We start from the raw sequence: 19436 nt of genomic DNA, 5'->3' as shown, positions 1-19436 counted from the left end.
GCCGGTCGCCGCGTGTCGTCACGGGCCGCCCCGCCCGACCGCGGCGCGTCGTGCCGGGCGTCCGGGGCGGACCGTCGACCGTGGTGCCGGGCGTCCGGGGCGGACGGTCGGCCGTCGTGCCGGGCGTCCGGGCCCGGCCGCCGGTCGGCCGGTCGCCGTCCGCCGTCGCGGACCGGTCCGGGACGGGTGGCGGCAGCGGCGTGGCGGCCCTCGGGCCGGGTGGCGACCGGCTGGTCCGCCCGTGCGCCGGCGCGGTCGCCCGGAACGGGTCGGGCGTCGACCGCGGGCGGTGGCCCGGCGGCGCGGGGGGAGTGCGGTGTCACCACGTCGAGGACCGGGCTCAGCGTGTCGCCGAGCAGATCGACGACGGCGGTGAGCGGGGTGGCCGGCGGGCGATCGGCGGCGTGGGCGGCGCTGTCGGTGGCGGCCTCGTGGGCGCCCCAGGCCACCGCGACCCCGCCGAGCAGCAGGCCGAGGCGCAGCGCGACCCGCGTCAGCCGTCCGCCGCGTCGAGTCATCCCGGACACCCCTCCGATCGCCGGGCAGCGCCGACGATCACCGCCGTACTCTACCGAACGAGGTCGGTCGATCACAGCATGCGGCTGATCGAAATCGGGCGCGTCGCCGGCCCGGCAGGCGTGGGACAGCCGCGGTCGGGGTACCAACGGAAGCCATGAGCACGAGCACCGCCGACCGCCCCGCCACCGACACCGGCGTGCCGCCGGCCGGCGTGGTCGCGGTCGTCGCCCACCGGAAGAAGACCTTCGGCGGCGGCCTCGACGAGCTGCGCGCCGGCCTGGTCGCCGCCGGGGTCGGGCGACTCCTCTGGTACGAGGTGCCGAAGAGCCGCAAGGCGCCGAAGAAGGTCCGCAAGGCGCTCGACAAGGGTGCCGAGCTGATCCTGGTGTGGGGCGGCGACGGCATGGTGCAGCGGTGCGCCGACACCCTCGCCGGATCGGACGTGCCCATGGGCATCCTGCCCGCCGGCACCGCCAACCTCTTCGCCACCAACCTGGGCATCCCCGCCGACCTGCCCGAGGCGCTCCGGATCGCCCTGCACGGCCGGCGGCGCCAGCTGGACCTGGGCCGGCTCAACGGGGAGCACTTCGCCGTGATGGCCGGCGCGGGATTCGACGGCGACCTCATCCGCGACGCCGACCGGCAGCTCAAGGGCCGGCTCGGCCGGATCGCGTACGTCTGGACCGGGCTGCGGCACGTCCGCGGCGAGTGCGTCCGGACCCGGATCAAGGTCGACGGCGCCGACTGGTTCGACGGCGACGCGAGCTGCGTGCTCTTCGGCAACGTCGGCACCATCACCGGCGGCATCCCCGCCTTCGACGACGCCCGGCCCGACGACGGCGCGCTGGAGATCGGCGTCTCCACCGCCAGCGGCGCCGTGGACTGGGCCCGCACGCTGGGCCGGATGGCCGCCGGCCGCTCCGACGAGTCGCCGTTCGTCCGGATCACCCGGGGTCGCAAGGTCAGCGTCCGGTTCGCCGAGCCGAAGACGTACGAGCTGGACGGCGGCGCGCGGGGCACGGCCAAGCGGCTGAAGGTGAAGGCGGTCCCGGGCGCGCTGACCGTCTGCTGCCCCGACCCGCCGGACTGACCCCGGCCCGCGTCGCCCCGACCCGGACCGGCAGGATGCCGCCATGGACGCAGACGTGCGCCGCTACCTCGACGAGCTGGTCGGGCGTGCCCGGGCCGAGCTGGGCGACGACCTGGTCGGCGCGTACGCGGCCGGCTCGGTGGGGCTGGGCGTGTACCAGCCGGGGCGCAGCGACGTGGACGTGGCCCTCGTGGTGGCCCGGCCGGTCGGCGGGCCGGCGAAGCGGGCGCTCGTGGACCGGCTGCGGCACGAGGCGCTGCCCTGCCCGGCGCGGGGCCTGGAGCTGGTGGTCTACCGGCGGGACGTGGCCGCCTCCGGCAACCCCGAGCCGGGCTTCGAGGTCGAGCTGAACACGGGCGCCACCATGCCGTTCCGGGCCACCTACGACCCGGCCGACCGGCCCGCCGCCGACGGGCGCTTCTGGTACGCGCTGGACCGCAGCATCCTGCGCCAGTCGGGGCTGGCCCTGCTCGGCCCGCCCGCCGCCGAGGTCTTCGCCGACCCGGGGCCGGCGGAGCTGCGGCGGCTGCTGGTCGAGGCGCTGCGCTGGTGGCTGGCGCTGCCCACCCCGCCCGGCGACGCCCCCGCACCCGGCGCCGAGGACGCCGTGCTCGGCGCCTGCCGCGCGCTGGTCCGCTGCCGCGACGGCGTCTGGCTCGGCAAGGTGGACGCGGGGCGGCGGCTCGAAGCCGACGACCCGGACGCCGAGCTGATCCGCCGGTCGATCGCGGCCCGCCGGGGCGGCCCCCCGCCGGCCGGACCCGAGGCCCGCGCCTTCCAGCAGCGGGTGCTGGACCGGATCACCGGTACGCATTGACGCAGGTCGTCGCCCTACTGTAAAGAAGGCGTACTGAACAGTCGGGGAGGTCCCCATGCGACGCTCGGTACTCCTGGCCGCGTTCCTGCTCGTCCTCGCCACCACGGGCCCGGCCGTCGCCGCGCCCAAGCCGGCGCCCGCGCCGCTGGCCGCCACCCCCGTCCAGCTCTACGGCGCCTGGCACTGCGGCGACGACTTCTGCACCTGGGGCACGGCCCGCTCGGTGGCCCAGTTCGACAGCCAGAACCACTGGCTGGTCGACCGCGGCGACGGCCGGCCCTCGGTCAACCTCGTGGTGCTGAGCTTCGTCAACCCGCTCGACCTGCTGCGCCAGACCACCGACGCCACCACCCTCGACGGGGTGCCGCGCGGCATGACCAGCGAGATCGTGCAGTACTTCACGACCCGGGGCGTCCGGGTGACGCTCTCCGTCGGTGGCATCACCTACACCGACGACTGGGACACGGCGCTCGCGGAGAACCCCACCCTGCTCGGGCAGCGGGCCGCCGCGGTGGCCACCCGGCTCGGCGTCGGCATCGAGATCGACTACGAGCAGAACACCGGCCCGGACCTGGCCGGCCTCCAGTCCTTCATCGACGCCTACCGGGCGGTCCACCCCTACGACGCGACGGGCGCCCGCCCGCCGGCCCGGCTCACCATCGACGTGGCCGCAGGCGACCGCTGGCTGATCGACCTCAACCGCAAGGCCACCGCCGACTGGCTGCGCACCGACGCCCCGGTGCTGGACTACGCCAACGCCATGGTCACCGCCCGGCCCGTCGCGGCCGGCACCGCGCAGGGGAACTGGCAGGAGCACGTCGACGGCAAGCCGCAGTACAACCCGCCGGTTCCCCCACTCGCCCCGGCGAAGTTCACCGGCGCGGTCTACCTGGCCTACGGCGGCAAGCCGCTGCCCGAGTGCGTCGACCACGCCACCTCGGTGCAGAAGGCCGCCGCCCCGTACGTGCAGAGCGTCGCGCCGCACGGCGCGGGCAGCACGGCCGGGATGCTGGGCTTCATGTTCTGGGCGGCGGAACGCCCGGCCACCCGGGGCATCGGCACCGTGCCGCCGAACACCTGCGAGGGCGGCGCGGGTGCCGGGGCGACGGCGCTCGCCGTGCCGGTGCCGATGCCGGCGCTGCGGCAGGGCTGACCGGGTCCCGCCCGGTCAGTAGGTGATCCGCACGCCCATCTGCCCCCAGGTGAGTCGGCCGACGACGCCGTCGTCGTCGAGCCCGCGCATCCGCTGGTACCAGCGGACCCCGTCCTCCGTACGCGGGTCGAAGTCGACCCCGGCCGGGCCGCACCGGCGGGTGCCGATGAACCGCTTGACGAACGCCACATCCTCGCCCGTGCTGCCCCGCTTCAGCGTGCGGCACCCGGGCGCCCGTCCAGGCTGCGGCTGCGGCTGCGGCTGCGGTCGGGCGGTGGCCTGCCGCAGGGCGGCCAGGGTGGCCGGGCCGACGATCCCGTCCACGGTCAGCTTCCGGGCCTGCTGGAACGCGCGGGCCCAGGCGGTGGTGCGCGGGCCGAAGGCGCCGTCCACGGTGAGCCGGGCGTTCAGGCGGTTGGCCAGGGTCTGCAACTCGCGGACGTCGCTGCCCCGGCACCCGTTCTTCAGCACCCGGTCGCCCAGCCGGATCGCCGCCGCGGTGGCGATGCCCCACGGCCGCTGGCTGTCCTCCAGCGACCGCTGGTGGCTGACGCTGACGTGCAGGTGCTTCTGGTGCGGGTTGCTGCCGGTGTACCGGGCGGCCGAGAAGCCGCGGGTCCGGCTCCAGATCGTCCGGTTCCAGATCACGTACTGGCAGGACGGGTGGGTGATGGCGTGCCGCACCACCAGCAGCGGGTCGATGCCGTCGACGTCCACGTCGAGGGCGTTGACCGAGGCGTCGTCGCCGTCCGGGTTGTGGTCCGAGCGGCGTGCCTGGTGCGCGGCGTCGCCGATCCAGCCGTCCGAGCTGTGGTCCCGGTGCGGCCACCGGGTGTTGATCTCCTCGCGCAGCACCCGCAGCGCGGGTGCCAGGTGAGCGCTCACGTCACTGCTCCTCTTCCGCGGCGAGGTCGTACTCGATCTCGTCGCCGATCAGGGCCTCCGGGTCGTCGTCCTCCTCGAAGACGGTCACCTGGTAGTCGGGGTCGATGGTCGACGTGTCCATCACGGTGCCTCCGCTTCCTGCTCGGGCCGGCGTCGCGCGGCGGCGCGAACTCACCGGCGGGGTCTGCGTCCACTGTCGAAACCCCAGGTCACCTGGGGCAACACCTGAGTCGGTTATCAGCGCCACGCCGATCCGGGCGGCTGCCGCGGCCCGCCGATCGTGTGGGCCGCCCGCCGACCGGCCGGTCGGCCCGAGCACTGGCGGAGCCGGCCACTCCGCCGCCCGTGCCGCCCGCTCACCCGATCGGACGAGCCGCCAGATCGACCAGCGCGGCCCGCAGCGCGGCGGTCAGCTCCTCGCCGGAGACCCCGGAGGCGTGCGCCGGCAGCGCGGCGAGCACCCGCGCCGCCACCGCGTCGGCGAGCGCGTCGACCTCTCCCAAGGCACGCGGGAGCCCGGCGGGCGCGACGTCGGCCGGTCGCGGCTCGGGCAGCCGGGCCAGCGCCGCCCGGACCGGGGCCGGGTCGCCGGCCTGCCCGGCCACGGCCTCGCCGATGACCCGGACGGTCTGCAGGATCTCGTTGAGCACCTTGAGCGTGGACATGTCCTTCGGGATGCCCCCGCCGACGTACTGCCAGGGCAGCGCGCGCAGCTGGGGCGCCACCGCCGGGTCCTTGAGCAGCGCCAGGAACCGCGCGGCGTCGGACCCGGCCTCCTCGACCAGGCCCCACGGCCGCTGGTCCCGCTCGGCGGCCTCGGTGGAGCGGATGCCCAGGTGCAGCCGGTCGCGGCCCGGGTCGGCGCCGGCGTACGGCCGCCGGGTCCAGCCGTCGTCGGCGCGGGCGGTGGCGCCGGCGTGGATCCAGTGCTCCGCCGACGGGTGCCGCTGGAACGCGGCCAGCAGCGCCGCGGTGTCCACGCCGGTGATGTCCACGTCGAGCGCGTCGACGGCGCCCCGCGCGTTGGGCCGGTGGTCGGCGTGGTGGGCCGAGTCGACCACGGTGCGGGTGGCGCCCGGCCAGCGCCGGGTCAGCTCGGCGCGCAGCGTCTCGAGGGCCGGGGCGAGCCGGCGGGGCGCGGCCGCCTCGGCGGCGATCAGCTCCCGCAGCGCCTGCTGCTCGGTCTTCCGTTCGGTGAGGTCGCCCTCGTCCCGGTGGTAGTGCGACCAGACCTGGCAGCCGTTCGCCTTCGCCCAGGCGTGCATCCGCCGGTACCAGGCGGCGCACCGGCTGCCGTCGGCGTCCAGGTCGGCCGGGTAGCCGCCCGCTGTGGTGATCCGCGGGTGGTTGATCTCGGCGATGCCCCACGGCTTCCCGGTGGCCCGGGACAGCTCCAGCATGATCCCCAGGGCGGAGGCGGGCTCCTCGTAGGTGGCGGGGCGGAACGGGTTGCGGGCGGTCGGGTCGTACGGGTACCAGTCGGCGAGGACCAGGTCCACGGCGTCGGCCTCGTGCTCGGGCCACCAGGTGCGCCAGTCGTTGACCCGGCGTCCGGCGGCGTCGACCCGGCGTACCCATTGCAGGGTCCAGCAGACCGCGAGCCGCAACCGGCCGTCGAGCCGGGCGGGATGGTCGCCCACCTGCTTGCGGGTGCGGGTCCACGAGGTGCGGAACACGGCCGGGGCCGGGTCGCCGCCGGTCTGCTGCTCCGGCTCGTGGTGCGGCACCAGGATCAGCCGGCCGGTGCGGCCGGTGGCCTGCCAGGCGGCGACGAACGCGGCGGCGTCCACCTCCGGGTCCTTGTGCGACACGATCACGTCGGCGTCGGCGGGCGCCTGGGCCAGCCGCTGCCGCTGGTCGGTCCACGCCGCCGCGGGCAGCCCGTCGCCCGGCCCGAAGAAGATCCGCACGCAACTCGTCCCCGGGTAGGTGTCGACCATCGCGGTCACGGTGCGGGTGCCCGGGCACCAGCCGGTCGGCATCATGCCGGCACCTCCACGGCGAGCGGCTCCAGGTCGGCGCGGATCGCGGTGACCTGCCAGCAGAAGGCGTGCGAGGCGGGGGAGCCGTCGACCGTGCGGACCCGGAACGCCCCGTCCCGGACCCGGCCGGCGGCCAGCGCCGAGACCGGCTCGTCGTCCTCGAAGACCGGGGTGAGCTGCACGGTCCGCCCCTCCGCCCGGGTCAGCGCCTCGAAGTACGCGGGCAGCTCCACCGTGGCCGTGCCGTTCTCCAGCCGGCCCTCGCCCCGGTAGTAGACGCCGTTCTCCGGCCCCTCCAGCGCGGCGTGGATGAGCTGCCGGCGCTGCGCGGCGTCCGGCGCGTCCAGCGGGTGGTCGATCGCGAACTGCTTCGACTTGCCCTTGATGACGCCGGTGCCGGCGTTGAGGCTGATCGTGTAGCCGGTGGACTCCCGGCCCAGGTAGATGGCGGCGGAGGCGAACAGGTCGAAGGTGCTGACGCCGCCGCCGCTCCACGAGGCGATCGGCGGGGTGTCGGCGCCCGCCACGAGCGTGCCGGTGACCCGGACGTCGCCGCCGAAGGAGCCGCGCTTCTCGACGAAGAGGGAGCCGCTGTCGTTGCCGGCGACCCCGCCGAAGCCGACGTAGACGCCGGCGGCGTTGAGCAGGTGCAGGCGTTCCGGGCCGCCGATGTGCAGGCGGGTGCCGCCGTTGATCCAGCTCCAGTTGGGCAGGTTGAGGTGGCCGTTCACCCACGCGCTGCCCTGGACGGTGAAGTCGCCGTTGCCGCTGCCGTCCTTGACCACGCTGACCCCGCCGGTGGCCCGCAGGCCGAGCGCGCCCTCGGCGACCACCGACAGCCCGCCGCGCCCGCGCAGGGTGGCCGCCTTCAGCTCCTTGACGGCCAGGTCGGCGTACGGCTTGCTGCCCTCGGTGTAGGCCAGGTTCGGGCCGTCGGCGCTCCGGTCGACCAGCTCGAAGCCCTTGCCCGCGCGGAACGAGAACTGGGCGTGCTGCACACCCGGCCCCCAGAAGCCCAGCGCGCTGACCACCTGCCCGGCGCCGACGTTGACGCCCTCCATGCTGCCCAGGTGCAGCATTCCGCCGCCGATGCGCAGCCGGTCCGCGCCGTACTGGGTGAACGCGATCAGGTCGTCGGGGTCGTTGTTGTTGGCGATCCGCAGGATCGTGTTCTCCCCGCTGTACGGCCAGTAGCGGACGTACGCCTCGTCGCCGGAGCCGCCGCCCGGGTCGGTGGGGAACGTGATGCCGGCCTGCGACCCGGCGCCCACGGCCGGCACGATCGCGCCGACCGGCACCCGCAGCCCGGCGACCTGCCGGCCGGTGCCCTGCACGGTGACCGTCCCGCCGGTGCGGGTCACCTTGCCGAGCAGCACCGCGTGCGCCGTGTCGGTGGGGGCGGTCGCGCTGACCTTGACCAGCCCCTCCTCGGTCCACCGGGTCTCCGCGGCCACGCCGCCCTCGTCGCGCCGGTCGGTCAGGAACTCGTGGTACTCGATCCAGACGAAGAAGGTGCCGTCGCCGGGAAGCGCGCTGCGCCGGTTGTCCGGCAGCACGATCACGTTGCCGTCGCCGTCGATCGCCACGCCCTGGCCGACCGTCACGTCGCTGCCGGTGGCGATGAGATCGAGGCCGCTGACCACGCCCATCGGGCGCAATAGCCGGGCGGCCAGGTTCTGCCGGGCCAGCAGGTAGTCCAGCGCCTGGGTGAGGTCGTCGGCGCGCAGGTATTCGTAGTCGTAGTACCGGGGCCGCGCCATCGGCAGCGGCAGGTCCTTCTTCCAGATGATCGTCATGAGCAGTTCTCCGCTGTCTGTGTCGGTCGCGGGCGGAATGGTCAGCGCGGTTGGACGGTGTCGTAGCGCAGGCCGCTGGAGACCTCGCCCGCGCCGGTGTGCCGGGTACGGCCGAGCCAGAGGTGCACCGACCCGTCGGCCCACCGGGCCAGCTGCCAGCGACGCAGCAGCCGGCTGCCGGCGCGGGGCACCTCCTCCTCGGGGAAGGCCAGCTCGACGAGACGGCCGTCCCGCTCGCGCCAGTCGAGCAGCCGGCTGTAGCCGGTCACCGCGACCGGCGCGCCGTCCCGGTTCGGCTGTTGCAGGGGCACCCGGCGCAGCCGGACCACATCGGGGCGGTCCTGCGTCGGACCGGGCAGCAGCGGCACCCAGTTCTCCGGCACGGTGGTGGCGAAGGCGTACGACAGCGCGGGCACGTCCGCGTCGGGATCGGCCGGCGGGCGGGGCGGCACGGCGGCCCGGCCCACCTGGGCGGTCCGGTCGATCGGCCGGCCGGTGGCGCCGGTGACCGTCCGCTCGATCGCCCAGGCCAGGTTGGCCGTCTCGTCCCGGCCGAGCCGGACCTCCTCCACGGGCGCCGAGTCCAGGGTGGCGGCAGCGGTGGCCGGCAGGACGAGCACGTCGGCGGTCCCGCCGCCGGTGGCCCCGGCCGGGCGGAACAGGGCGACGCCCTCGGGGGCGGCCGGCACCAGCGTCTGGGTGCCGAAGGTGTCGGTGACCAGCAGCGAGCGCACCCGGGTGGCCGAGCCGACCGGCAGTTCCAGCGGGAGCAGGAAGTGGTCGTTGGCGTAGACCAGGCCGTACTCCAGCACGAACATGCGGGCCAGGTCGCCCGCGCCGGCGCCGATGCCGGCCAGGTTGACCCGGGCGTCCTCCAGCTCCCAGAACCGGGTGGACGGCATGCCGGCGTACGCGACCGGGGTGGGCAGCAGCACCTTCACCACGTCCTGGACGGCCGGCCGGGCCTCCAGCGTGGTGCCCGGCTCGTGGTCGAAGTGGTACCAGTCCAGCCGGTTCCCGTCGTACTCGTGGGCGGTGAGGACCAGCTCGGCCCGCCCGTCGTGGGCGGCGACGGCCGCCTCGTGCTCCAGCCGCTCCCGTAGCCACGCCGGCCCCTCCAGCCCGGGGGTGCTGTACAGCGGCGTGAAGTCGGCCGGCGGCCACGGCGGCGCGGCCGGCCGGGTGCCGCCGGGCGCTAGCACGGCGGGCAGTTGCAGCAGGTAGCCGGGGCGGGGACCGGCGGGCCGCGCGGGGACGCCCAGCCAGGCGTACCAGTCGGCGACGGCCCGGTCCACGGCGGCGGCTAGCGCCGCTGGCACCGCGACCTCGCGGGCGAACCGACCCTCGGCGCAGGCCCGCAGCGCCAGGTCCCCGTGCGGCACGCGGCCCGCGGCGATGCGCAGGTAGCCGACCGTCTCCGGGTCGGCCGCCGAGGCCCCCTCGGGCGGGGTCGCCGGCACCGGGTACGCCGCGCACACCCGGCCGGCCAGTTCGCCGGCCCCGGCGGCGGCCAGCAGCCGCAGCAGTTGCTGGCCGCTCTCCACGGCGTGGCGCAGGTCCCCGGCGGTCGCCGCGGGCTCCCGCTCCACCAGCGCCTCCCACGGCACCCCGGCGGGCAGCCCCACCGCACCGGCGTACGGGCCGGGCCGGTAGCGGGTGAACGGGGCGACCTCGGCGTGCACCCGGGCGGTGACCGGGGAGCCGGCGTCCTCACCGGTGAACTCGCCGAGCTGCCACTGCCGGGCGAGCAGCCAGAGCGGGTCGGCGATCCGGGCGTCCACGGCCGGTGCCAGGTCGGCCCGCCGGGTCCGCGGCTCCAGCCGGGTCCAGGTGGTGACCGACGGCGGATCGGTGACCGTGAGCTGCTCTTCGACGGTCGTCATCGAACCTCCTGTCCGCCCTGCGGCGTCAACGTCGCGTCCGGCACGAAGTCGGTGGTGGTCGTGGACTCGGCCACGTTGGTGGGGAAGTAGAGAGCGGGCAGGAACTGCCCGGCCGCGCCGAGCGAATCCAGGTCGACGGCCCGGGCCAGGGCCAGGTCCAGTGCCTCGTCCAGCACCTGGACGAGGCCCGCCGGCTGCCAGGTCGTGGCGCCCTGCGGGGCCAGGCCGAGCAGCACAGCCTGCGGGGCGGCCGCGCCGGGTGCGTCGTACTCGAACGTGAGCCCGGTCTGCACCTTCTCGGCCGGCACCACCTCGGTCCACTCGTCGACCACGACGCCCTGCACGGGTCGGGTCGGGTCGATCCCGCCGGGGGCGACCACCACGAGCGACAGCGGTTCGGTGCCGGCCTTCGGCGCCGCCTCGCCGACCCAGCGGTCGCCCGGGACGTACGGCAGCTGCGCCACCGTGACCGTGGCGGGCACCTTCACGACGCCCCCGGCGTCGAGCGCGTCGGCGCTGGTGAGCACCTCCTGGAGCCGGCCGACGGCGGGGCGGACCCGCCCGTAGCGGGACAGCCAGCGGCGTACCGGATGGGGTGTTCCGCCCTGGAGCGCGTCGCTGGCGGCCAGGGCGGTGGCCAGCTGGGCCGGCTGCGGCGCGAGCGTCTTGGGGAGCACCGGCAGGTCGGGGCCGAGCAGGGCGCGCAGCCGGGCGATCTGGGCCTCAAGGCGGCGGGCCGGCGGGACGTCGGGCCGGTCGAAGTCGGTGGCCGGGTCGCAGGTGCAGCCGCCGGGCGGGCAGGGGATGCGGTCGTGCAGGTCGGCGACGACCCGGCAGTGCGCGGCGAGCCGGCGGTCCAGCTCGAACCGGGCGGTGGCGGCGGTGTCCGCGACCGCGCCCGCCGCGCCCGGCCGGGCGGGCGGCGGCACCGCGCCGACGACGCCGAGGCCCGCGGCCACGGTGAGCAGGGTCCGGGCGGTCGGCTCGTCCCAGCCGGCCGCGTCGGGCGCCGGCAGCGCGGCCAGCCCGGTGGCGGTCTGCCGGGCCGCCTGCCAGGTCTCGTCGGCCTGCGCCCTGGTGGTGGCGTCCATCTGGGGCGGGACCGACGGGTCGACGCCGAGGTCGGCGGCGACCGCCGGGCGGGACCGGCCGAACAGGTCGCGCAGCACGGTGACCGCGTGCAGGAACTCGGCGAGGCTGATCCGCTCCAGCGGCCAGCCGGGGTCCCGGTCGTAGTCCAGTTCGAGGGTCCAGTCGTCGCCGACCTCGGCCGGGCGCAGCGGACCCCAGGCGTCCAGCGCGATCCGCCGGTCCAGCTCGGCGTCGTCGGGCCGGCCGGGGTGCGGTGGTGCGGCCAGCAGGTCCACGGCCGGGACCTGCATCCGGTCCAGGCTGGCCGGCCGCCAGACGGTGGCGGTGACCCCGTCCGGGGCGTGCCACCGGTAGCGCCAGAAGACCCGGAACGAGGGCGGCAGCAGCATGCTGGCGAGGGCGTCCAGGGCGGCACCGGCGAGCCGTGGGTGGTGGCCGCGGGCGGCCGGCCAGTCCTGGCGGAGCCGGTCGAAGCGGGTGTCCACGTTGACCAGCAGCAGCACCCGGTGGGTCAGTGCCGTCCCGGTCGCCGGGGTGCGGGTGACGTGCAGCTCAGGTGGGTTGGTGGCCGCGCCCGAGGCGGCGTCCACGGCCGCGGCGGCCCGGTTCGTGTCGCCCAGGGCGAGCTGGTGCACGCTCTCGGCGAGCAGCGTGTCGGAGACCGCGTCGACCGCGTCGGCCAGGTCGGCGAGCACGTCCCCGACGGCGGCGCGTTCGCCGGCCGACCGGGCCGCCAGCCATCCGTCGAGCCCGCCGGCGGTGTGCAGCCGGTGCAGCTCCAGGCCGTCCACGGTGGCCGTCGACTCGACGGTGACCGCGACCCGGGTGCGGCCGTCGTCGGCGGGGTCCACCCGGTGCGCGCGGACCGGGGCGAGCCGGCGCAGCGCCGGCAGCAGCTGGTCCCACGGGCCGGCGGGGTGGTCGTGCAGGCCGCGCTCGAAGCGGTAGCCGAGCAGCGCGCCGAGGCTCTGCCCGGCGCGGACGCCGTCGAGGAGCTGTTCGGCGAGGCGGACCCGGCGGGAGGAGAGTTCCACCGCGAGGGCCCGGTCGCCGCCGTGGCTGCGCGACGCGCTGCGCAGCACCGCGGCGGTCACCGCCTGCGCGGGGGAGGGCGCGTGCACGTGCCCGGCCCCGGCGGGGGCGAGCGGCAGGGTCGGCGGGGCCACCGACTCCGGAATGTCCGCCGGCCGGGCCACCATGGTCGGCTTGCCGGCCGGCGCCAGGTCGACCACCCAGCCGTAGCCGCCGACGTGCACGCCGGGCGCCGGGCCGGCGGTCACCTGGGCGAGCCGGCGGGTGGCCAGCGAGGTGATCCAGGCGTCCAAACGGTGGCTGGCCAGCCCGAGCGTGCCGGCCACGTGCCGGTGCAGGTCGGCGGCGGGCAGGCCGGCGTCGAGGGCGTCGCGCAGCCCGGTCAGCGCGGTGCGGAAGTCCCGCAGGTCGGCGGTCGCCCGTACCTGCCGGGGGTCCGCCGAGGTGCCGGCCAGGTAGGCGGCGACGGTCTGGTCGGTGCCGGGCACCGGCAGGGCGAGCCGCCGGCGCAGCACGGGGGTGCGCTCGCGCGGGCGGATGTCGACCAGCTCCGGCTCGGGCAGCTCGACCGCGCCGGGCAGGTTCGCCTCGCCGGCGAAGGCGTCCGCGGCGGCCGAGTGCTCGGCGATCAGGGCCGCCCGCAGCAGCCGGTGGAACAGCGGCACCGGCCCGTCACCGGGGATGGCCGGCACCTCGTCGCCGCGCAGCCCGACCGCGGCCAGCGCGTCCAGGTACGCCCGCACCCGCCCGGCCCGGGGCGCGCCCGGCCCGTCCAGCAGCGGGGTGCCCAGCGCGTACGCCTGCTTCGCGAAGACGGCCAGGGACAGCCGCGGGTCGGTGGGGCCGCCCAGCCCGAGCGCGGCGAGCAGGTCCCGGGCCGGTTCGACCACCTGCTCGCGCCAGTCCGGGCCGAGACCCAGACGGGCGAAGCGCCACAGCCAGCTCACGTACTCGTTGCCGAGCATGCTGCGGGCCCGTACCTCCAGCACGCGGGCGTCGGTGCCGAGGATCTCCAGCAGGGTGGCCTCCGGGTCGGCCAGGCCCGGCACGATGCGCGGCATCGGGGAGGCGAGCCAGACCTTGCGCCACAGGTTGGTGAGCAGCGCGACGGCCTTCGCCTCGCCCGGCCCGGCCGGCTGCCAGTCCCGCAGGCTGGCCACCGGCAGCAGCCCGTACGGCTGCCGGCCGATCCGCAGCGTCGGCAGCGGACCCTCGGCGTGGACGTGCTCCACGAAGTGCGCGCGGACCGCGGCGCGCTCGGCCGGAGTGGCCACCGGCAGCAGGTGGCGCAGCAGGCTTCCGAAGCTGGCCGGCCAGAGCAGCCGGCGGACCAGCCGCCCGGCGGGCCGGTCGACGGCGGTGGCGCCGCCGCCCCGGGCCAGTCCGGTGGGTGCGCCGGCGCGGGCCGGGGCCCGGCGGGCTGCGGCGAGGGCGTCGTCCGGCGCGGCGGTCAGCGGGACGCCCAGTGCGGCGGCGGCCAGCGCGGCGGCCGCCTCCGGCGCGGCGGCCCCGGCGGCGCTGTCCGCGGTGGACACCGCCCCGGCGGTCGGCGCGGCGGCCGGCGCGTCCGTGCCGGTGTTGTTGGTCGGGCTGTCGGGCGCGAGGAAGGCCAGCCCGTCGGTGGCGGCGTGCGCCTCCAGCAGCCGGGCCAGCGCCCGGGCCGACCCGGCCGGGCCGGTGGCCGCGTCGAGGCCGAACACCACGAGCCGCTCGACCCGCTCCGGCTCGCCCTTGGCGTCGAGCGGCACGGTCACGGTGAACGCCATCCCGGCGGCCTTGGCGGCGGCGAAGTCCACCGTCCAGCGCATCCCGGCGTCGATCGGCAGCGCCTCGTCCGAGGGGTCGATGGTGCCGGCCGCGGTGTCGGGCACCGGGCTGGGGCCGACCGCCAGGTCCCGGGTCACCGGGTCGGAGGTGCCGCTGAACAGCCTGCCGCCGACGGTGCGGCCGACCGCGTACCACTGGGTGGGCAACAGCCGGGCCCGCGCCGGCTCGCACCAGGGGCCGGTGCGGGTCAGCGGGTCGGGGAAGACCCCGCCGACCGGTTCGAGGACCCGGGCGATCCAGCCGGCCCGGGGCGCGCCGAAGCGGCGGACCAGGTCGGTCCAGGCCGCCTCGTCCGGGGTCCCGGTCGGCCCGTCCGGCAGCCCGTCCCCCCAGTACGCCCGGCCGGCCGCGATCTCCTCGGCGGTCAGCCCGGGCTCGTGGTCGTCCACGTGGATCTGGTCCGGGTAGACGCGGATCTTCAGGGTGGCGCCGGCGAAGCGGGTCTCCAGGCGCACCGGCAGCAGGACGGCCGGGGCGGCGGCGGTCAGCGTCCACGGGGTCGCGGTCAGCGCGCCGGACAGCGGCGGCCGGTCGGCGGCGTACGTCGAGGTGCTCATGACTGGCTCTCCGGCGTCGGTAGCAGGTCGCTGGCGTGGCGGGCCAGGAGGACGGGGCGTTGCAGCACCGCGCGGGCGGTGTCGGCGGCGTTGCGGCCCTGCCGGGCGGCGAACACCACCGCGTCCGGGGGCGGCGGGTCACCGGTGAGGTCCACCCCGAAGCGGGGCGCGGCGGGCTGCTCGCGGAGCACGAAGAAGTGCCCGGCCGACCCGTCGGCCTGGCGGCTCGCCCCACGGGCCACCTCGGCGGTGTACGGGAAGCCGAACAGCAGCAGGTCGGGGGAGAGCCAGGCGTTGAAGATGGGCAGCACGTCCGGCCCGGTCGGGGTGCGCTCCTCGGGGCCGGTCCAGGTGGCCGCTCGCATGGTGACCACGGTGGACGGGTAGCGGCGCAGCAGTTCGCCGCGGATGACCAGCACCAGCGACTGCTCGCCCGGCGCGCCGACCGCGGTGAGGTGGCTGCCCAGCGGCCCGTTGCGCCAGGCCGGGTCGGTCAGTGGCGGGATGTCGGTCAGCGGCGCGCCCGCGGACACCGCGCCGCGGACGTCCCAGAACTGCCGGAACCAGGTCTGCTTCGGGTCGGCGGGGAACTCCCGCCACAGCATCTCCCGGCTCATCTCGTGGTTGAGCCCGACCAGGAACGCCTCGATGAAGCGCGGGTTGGCGGCCAGCGCGGTCATCGTCTCGGGCGCGACGGCCGGCAGGTTCGGCACCACGTGCTCCTGGGACAGCCCGCGCAGCAGCTCGTAGGCGGGTACGTCGAAGGTGACCCCGGCGAGAAGCCGACGCAGCGGGTCGCCGCTGTCCGGCAGGGCGTCGACGAGGTCGCCGTCGCCGAGGGTGAGCCCGGCCAGCACCTCGCCGGCCACGGCGGTCTCCGGGCGGACCGTCTCGCGGACCGCCGCGGCTGCCTCGTCCAGCGCTACCGGGGCCGGGTGGTGGTCGCGGGCCAGCGCCTGGGCCGGGGCGAGGCGGCCCTGGTGGTTGGCGGCCGCGGCCATGAAGTCGTCGCCCATCTTCGCCCGGTCGGCGACCAGGTCGGCGCGCAGGTCCGCGATGGTGACCGCGCAGCCCTTGGCGCCCGCGTCGGCGGCGCCGGTCGCTGTGAGGGCGGCGGTCCAGCTCACCGGGACACCGTCCGGGTCGAGGTCGAAGGCGGCCCGCCAGGTGAGGGTGGCGCCCTTGCGCCGGGCCACCACGAGGTCGGGACGGCGGGTGCCCGTGATGTCGGCGACCGCCACGCCGGCCCCGTCCGCGGTCGCGAAGGCCGCCTCGTCCGGCACCGGCCGCGCGACGGTCCATCCGCCGACGACCCGGCCCCGCCGGTTGACGCCCTTCCCGGTGAGGTAGCGGGCCACCGGCGCGCCGCCCACCGCACCGGTGGCGAAGACCAGCAGGTCGGGCGTCTGGTCGCCGGTCAGGTCCACCACGTCGATCCCGACCGCGTTGACGCTGCCGAGCTGCATCGGAGTGGGCAGCGAGTCGGTCCAGCCGTCCGCGACCGCGCCGGTCTCGTCCAGCCGCCAGCCGACCCGGTAGAACACCTGATTGTCGGTGCGGCCGGCGCGGTTCACCGCGTAGGCCACGATCAGCTCGGGCCGGCCGTCGCCGTCCAGGTCGGCCAGGGCCACGTCGAGCCCGGCGGCCTCGGCGCTGACCGGGTCGGGCAGCTCGTACGGGCCGGTCCAGCCGCCGGCCGCCGCCCCGTTCGCGTCCGCCTCGCGGCCGATCCAGTACGCGATCCGGCGGGTGCCGGCCGTCGTGCCGGGCAGCAGCGCGGCGGTGACCAGGGTGGGCCGGGCGGTGGGCAGGACGGCGCCCAGCGTGGTGGCGGTGGACAGGGCGACCGCCGGGACGGCCGGCCCGTCCACCGCGGCGGTGAGCGCCGGCTCGCGCACCGCGCCGTCCTCGGTGAGGCTGTGCGCGACCTGGGTACGCGGCCGGCTGCCGGCGCCCTGGGTGACGGTGTGGGTGAAGACCAGCGAGGACAGCAGCCCCACCTTCGGGGCGAACCGCACGTGCGCCGGCGCGGGCGCGTCGGCCGGTCCGCTTCCCCGCGGGTCGGCCGGGGTGCCGTGGTCGACCCAGGCGGTCGGCCGCGGATAGGCCCAGCGCCAGGAGGTGAGCCGGCCGTCGCCCGTCACCGCGAAGAGCTCGCCGTCGCGCGAGTCGCCGACCAGCGGCCCGGGCCGGTGCGCGCCGAACCCGCCGGCCGGCACCTGCGTGGTCTCGGTGCGCCAGCCCCAGAGGAATCGTTCCTGCCCGTCGTGGTACCAGAGGTAGCGGGTCATGAGGCGCACATCCGCCGGGTTGGTGGCGCTGGCCGTGAGCGTGGCGATGCCCGGTTCCTCCTCGTTGCCGAACGGGGGCGCGTCCTGGGCCAGCGAGATCACCCGCCGGCCCTCCGGCACGGGATCGTGCTGCTGGGTGGCGTCGCCGCCGTACAGCGACACGAGCTGGCCGGCCGGGGTGACGTACTCGATGGCCCGCCGGTTGTCGGGGTGGACGTGCTCGGCGGCCGGGGAGCCCCAGATCGGCGGGCCGGGGATCAGCCGCCACTGCGTCCCGTACCCGAACAGCCGATTGCTGCTGGTGGCGACGAGCACGCCGGCGAAGGACGGCCGGGGAGTGCCCCAGAGCCGCTCGTTGTTGCCCACGGGGGTGCCCAGGGAGGTCCAGGAGCGGGCGGTCGGGTCGAACCGCCACAGCGCGGTGTCGCCGCCGAGTACGTAGATCAGCCCGCCGCCGGCCGCCGGGCGGCTGTGCACGCCGCCGGCCGGGGCGCCGCAGTCCGCCCACACCCACCGGTCCCCGTCCCAACCGCGCTCGAACAGCCGGCTGTCGCGGGTCCGCACGTACACCCGGCCGGGGGCCAGGACGGCGCCGGAGGTGGCGACCGCGGTGCCGGGCGGGGCGCCGTGGTCCCGCCACACCCAGCGGTCCGGGCCGAGCCGGCGCCGTTCGAACAGCCGGCCGTCGGCCGCGCCGACGAAGAACCGGTCTCCGGCGAGCAGGTCACCGCCGTTGGTGACGACCCGGGTGACCGGGTCGTCGGCGGCCAGTGCGGCGGCCGGTGCGGCGAGGCCGCGCACGCCGGTACCGCCGGTGTGCCACCACGGGTTCGCGCCGGCCGCCTCGATCACCGCCCGGGTCAGGTCGCCCACCCCGCGCCCGTCGCTGACCAGCGTGTCCAGCACGGCGCCGCCGGCCGGCACCCGGGCGTCGGGGACCGCGCTGGCGCCGCCGGCCAGCCGGGTCAGCGTCGCCGCCCCGTCGGTGTCGACCCGCCGGGCGAGGGGGCCGCGCGGGCGCAGCAGCCGGCGCACCGGCGCGGAGGTGGCCGCCGCCGCGCCCGGGTTGCCGGCGAGACGCCGGTCGAGCGGCTCGGCCGTGTCGGCCGCCAGCCCCGGCTGCGACACCTCGACCAGGTCGTGCACCGGCCGGGTGAGGGCGACCAGGCGGTCGTCGCCGACCGTGGCACCGGGCGCGTCCGGGTCGACCCGGCGGGCGTACAGGGCCTCGGCGGTGTCGCGGGCGGCCTGGCCGCGGCGCAGCTGCTCGTTGGCCTCGCGGATCTCGGCGGCCCGCTGCCAGGCGGCCGCCGCCAGGTCCTCCTGGTGCCGCTGCACGACCTGGGTGCCGAGCGCGGCGGCGGCGCGGTGCCGCGGGTCCAGGTTCAGGCCGGCCAGCCAGCGCGGTTCCGCGCCGGGCGCGGGAAGCTGGGTCTCCTGGCTGTGCAGGTCGCCGTAGAGCGGCGGGGTGAGCCGGTCGGCGGAGTGCCACAGCAGCCCGGTCAGGGCGCCCTGCCAGGCGGCGCGGACGTCGTCGGCCCAGGCGGTCGGGGCCATCGCGGGCGAGGCCAGCGCGCCCTCGAAGCCGAGCACCGAGCGGCCCTCGACGCCCTCCTGCGCCTGCGCCGGCAGGCCACCGCCGGGCGCGGCGATGTCCACCGGCTGCCGGCCGACGTCCGCCGGCAGCGGCCGGGCCCGCAGTCGGCGCGCGAGGGACTCGAAGTCGCCGTCCGGCCCGGTGCGGAAGGTCCAGTGGTGGTAGACGGGCAGCAGCACGGCGTCGTCCGGGCCGGGCTGCGCCGACCCGGGTCCCCAGGCCGGGGCGAGGGGACCGCTGTCCGCCACGGGCTCGCCGAGTCCGGCCCGCACGCCCGCCTCGAACGCCGGGACCACGGCGGCCAGGTACTCGGCGCCCGCGGCGAGCCGGCGCGGGCAGACCAGCCGGGACAGGGTCCGCTCCGGCGCGTTGGCGATCACCGCGGCGACGTCCTCGTCCTCGGTGGTGACCAGCACCTGGGCGTGCGCCCACGCCCACGACTCGGCCAGCGCCGGCAGTTGGCGGACGGTGGTGGCCAGCCGGGGCAGCGCCTGGCCGGCCTCGGTGCGCAGCTCGCCGCCGCCGTCCACCGGCACGACGACCAGCACCAGCCAGGGTCGCAGCCCGCCGTTGGCGTCCGGCCGGGCCGGGGTGTAGAGCCAGGGCAGGTCGGGGCGGTCGAACTCGACGGCCGCGAACATCGACACCTCGACGTTCTCCGCGCCGGGGGCCGGGAAGCTGCGGATGACCTCGTCGGGGTCGACGCCGACCACGTCGCCGGGGCCGTGCAGCAGCGCGGTCGAGGTGCCGGTGATTTCCCGGGTCGCCCCGGTCGCGGTCTCGGTGCCCAGCGCGGTGACGGTCAGGTCGACCGCGGCGCGGGCCCGTGGCAGCGCCCCGGCGAGCGGGTCGGTGTCGGCGACCACGCGGGCGACGCCGTCGCGTACCCAGGGCAGGAAGCGCAGGCCACCCATG

9 protein-coding genes and 1 pseudogene are annotated in these 19436 nt (G+C 77.0%); 3 read left to right on the top strand and 7 right to left on the bottom strand.

Annotated elements, in window-relative coordinates; genetic code table 11:
- Positions 1-518 (bottom strand): annotated as a pseudogene (locus tag ABZ452_RS31340) (hypothetical protein); the annotation flags it as partial.
- 155 nt (positions 519-673) lie between these two features.
- Here ABZ452_RS31340 and ABZ452_RS31335 point away from each other — a divergent pair.
- The 3 genes from ABZ452_RS31335 to ABZ452_RS31325 are packed head-to-tail and all read left to right on the top strand — an operon-like array spanning position 674 to position 3579.
- Positions 674-1609 (top strand): diacylglycerol kinase family protein, encoded by a 936-nt coding sequence (locus tag ABZ452_RS31335; protein WP_357950720.1) that lies wholly within the window; start codon positions 674-676, stop codon positions 1607-1609.
- A 43-nt stretch (positions 1610-1652) separates the two neighbouring features.
- On the top strand, positions 1653-2426 hold the full coding sequence (locus ABZ452_RS31330) for a nucleotidyltransferase domain-containing protein (protein WP_357950717.1): 774 nt from the start codon (positions 1653-1655) through the stop codon (positions 2424-2426).
- A gap of 55 nt (positions 2427-2481) precedes the next feature.
- Complete coding sequence (locus ABZ452_RS31325; RefSeq protein ID WP_357950715.1) at positions 2482-3579, top strand: hypothetical protein; 1098 nt, start codon at positions 2482-2484, stop codon at positions 3577-3579.
- 15 nt (positions 3580-3594) lie between these two features.
- Here the strand turns inward: ABZ452_RS31325 and ABZ452_RS31320 are convergent, their stop codons facing one another.
- The 6 genes from ABZ452_RS31320 to ABZ452_RS31295 form a co-directional block, all read right to left on the bottom strand.
- Positions 3595-4464 carry a peptidoglycan-binding protein gene (locus tag ABZ452_RS31320; RefSeq protein WP_357950713.1) on the bottom strand — a complete coding sequence of 290 codons (870 nt, stop codon included), beginning with the start codon at positions 4462-4464 and terminating at the stop codon, positions 3595-3597.
- A 356-nt stretch (positions 4465-4820) separates the two neighbouring features.
- Positions 4821-6449: a hypothetical protein gene (locus tag ABZ452_RS31315; protein ID WP_357950710.1), complete on the bottom strand. Its 1629-nt coding sequence runs from the start codon at positions 6447-6449 to the stop codon at positions 4821-4823.
- Positions 6446-8242 (bottom strand): hypothetical protein, encoded by a 1797-nt coding sequence (locus ABZ452_RS31310; RefSeq protein WP_357950708.1) that lies wholly within the window; start codon positions 8240-8242, stop codon positions 6446-6448. The genes ABZ452_RS31315 and ABZ452_RS31310 overlap by 4 nt, the downstream gene beginning before the upstream one ends.
- A 41-nt stretch (positions 8243-8283) precedes the next feature.
- A complete protein-coding gene (locus ABZ452_RS31305; protein WP_357950706.1) occupies positions 8284-10125 on the bottom strand; it encodes a hypothetical protein in 1842 nt (613 codons plus the stop codon).
- Positions 10122-14633, bottom strand: a complete 4512-nt coding sequence (locus tag ABZ452_RS31300) for a hypothetical protein (protein ID WP_357950704.1) — start codon at positions 14631-14633, stop codon at positions 10122-10124. Before ABZ452_RS31300 ends, ABZ452_RS31305 begins: the two co-directional genes overlap by 4 nt.
- Positions 14630-19435, bottom strand: a complete 4806-nt coding sequence (locus tag ABZ452_RS31295) for a hypothetical protein (RefSeq protein WP_357950701.1) — start codon at positions 19433-19435, stop codon at positions 14630-14632. Before ABZ452_RS31295 ends, ABZ452_RS31300 begins: the two co-directional genes overlap by 4 nt.
- Position 19436 lies beyond the last annotated feature (1 nt).

The organism is Micromonospora sp. NPDC005707, from assembly GCF_040631005.1.
Lineage (GTDB): Bacteria > Actinomycetota > Actinomycetes > Mycobacteriales > Micromonosporaceae > Micromonospora.
This window is presented reverse-complemented; position numbering and strand designations above follow the sequence as displayed.

Bases quoted from the DNA above. Each gene is read 5' to 3' on its own strand.
- ABZ452_RS31335 (WP_357950720.1), top strand. From the start codon at position 674: ATGAGCACGAGCACCGCCGACCGCCCCGCCACCGACACCGGCGTGCCG.
- ABZ452_RS31330 (WP_357950717.1), top strand. From the start codon at position 1,653: ATGGACGCAGACGTGCGCCGCTACCTCGACGAGCTGGTCGGGCGTGCC.
- ABZ452_RS31325 (WP_357950715.1), top strand. From the start codon at position 2,482: ATGCGACGCTCGGTACTCCTGGCCGCGTTCCTGCTCGTCCTCGCCACC.
- ABZ452_RS31315 (WP_357950710.1), bottom strand. From the start codon at position 6,449: ATGATGCCGACCGGCTGGTGCCCGGGCACCCGCACCGTGACCGCGATG.
- ABZ452_RS31310 (WP_357950708.1), bottom strand. From the start codon at position 8,242: ATGACGATCATCTGGAAGAAGGACCTGCCGCTGCCGATGGCGCGGCCC.
- ABZ452_RS31305 (WP_357950706.1), bottom strand. From the start codon at position 10,125: ATGACGACCGTCGAAGAGCAGCTCACGGTCACCGATCCGCCGTCGGTC.
- ABZ452_RS31300 (WP_357950704.1), bottom strand. From the start codon at position 14,633: ATGAGCACCTCGACGTACGCCGCCGACCGGCCGCCGCTGTCCGGCGCG.
- ABZ452_RS31295 (WP_357950701.1), bottom strand. From the start codon at position 19,435: ATGGGTGGCCTGCGCTTCCTGCCCTGGGTACGCGACGGCGTCGCCCGC.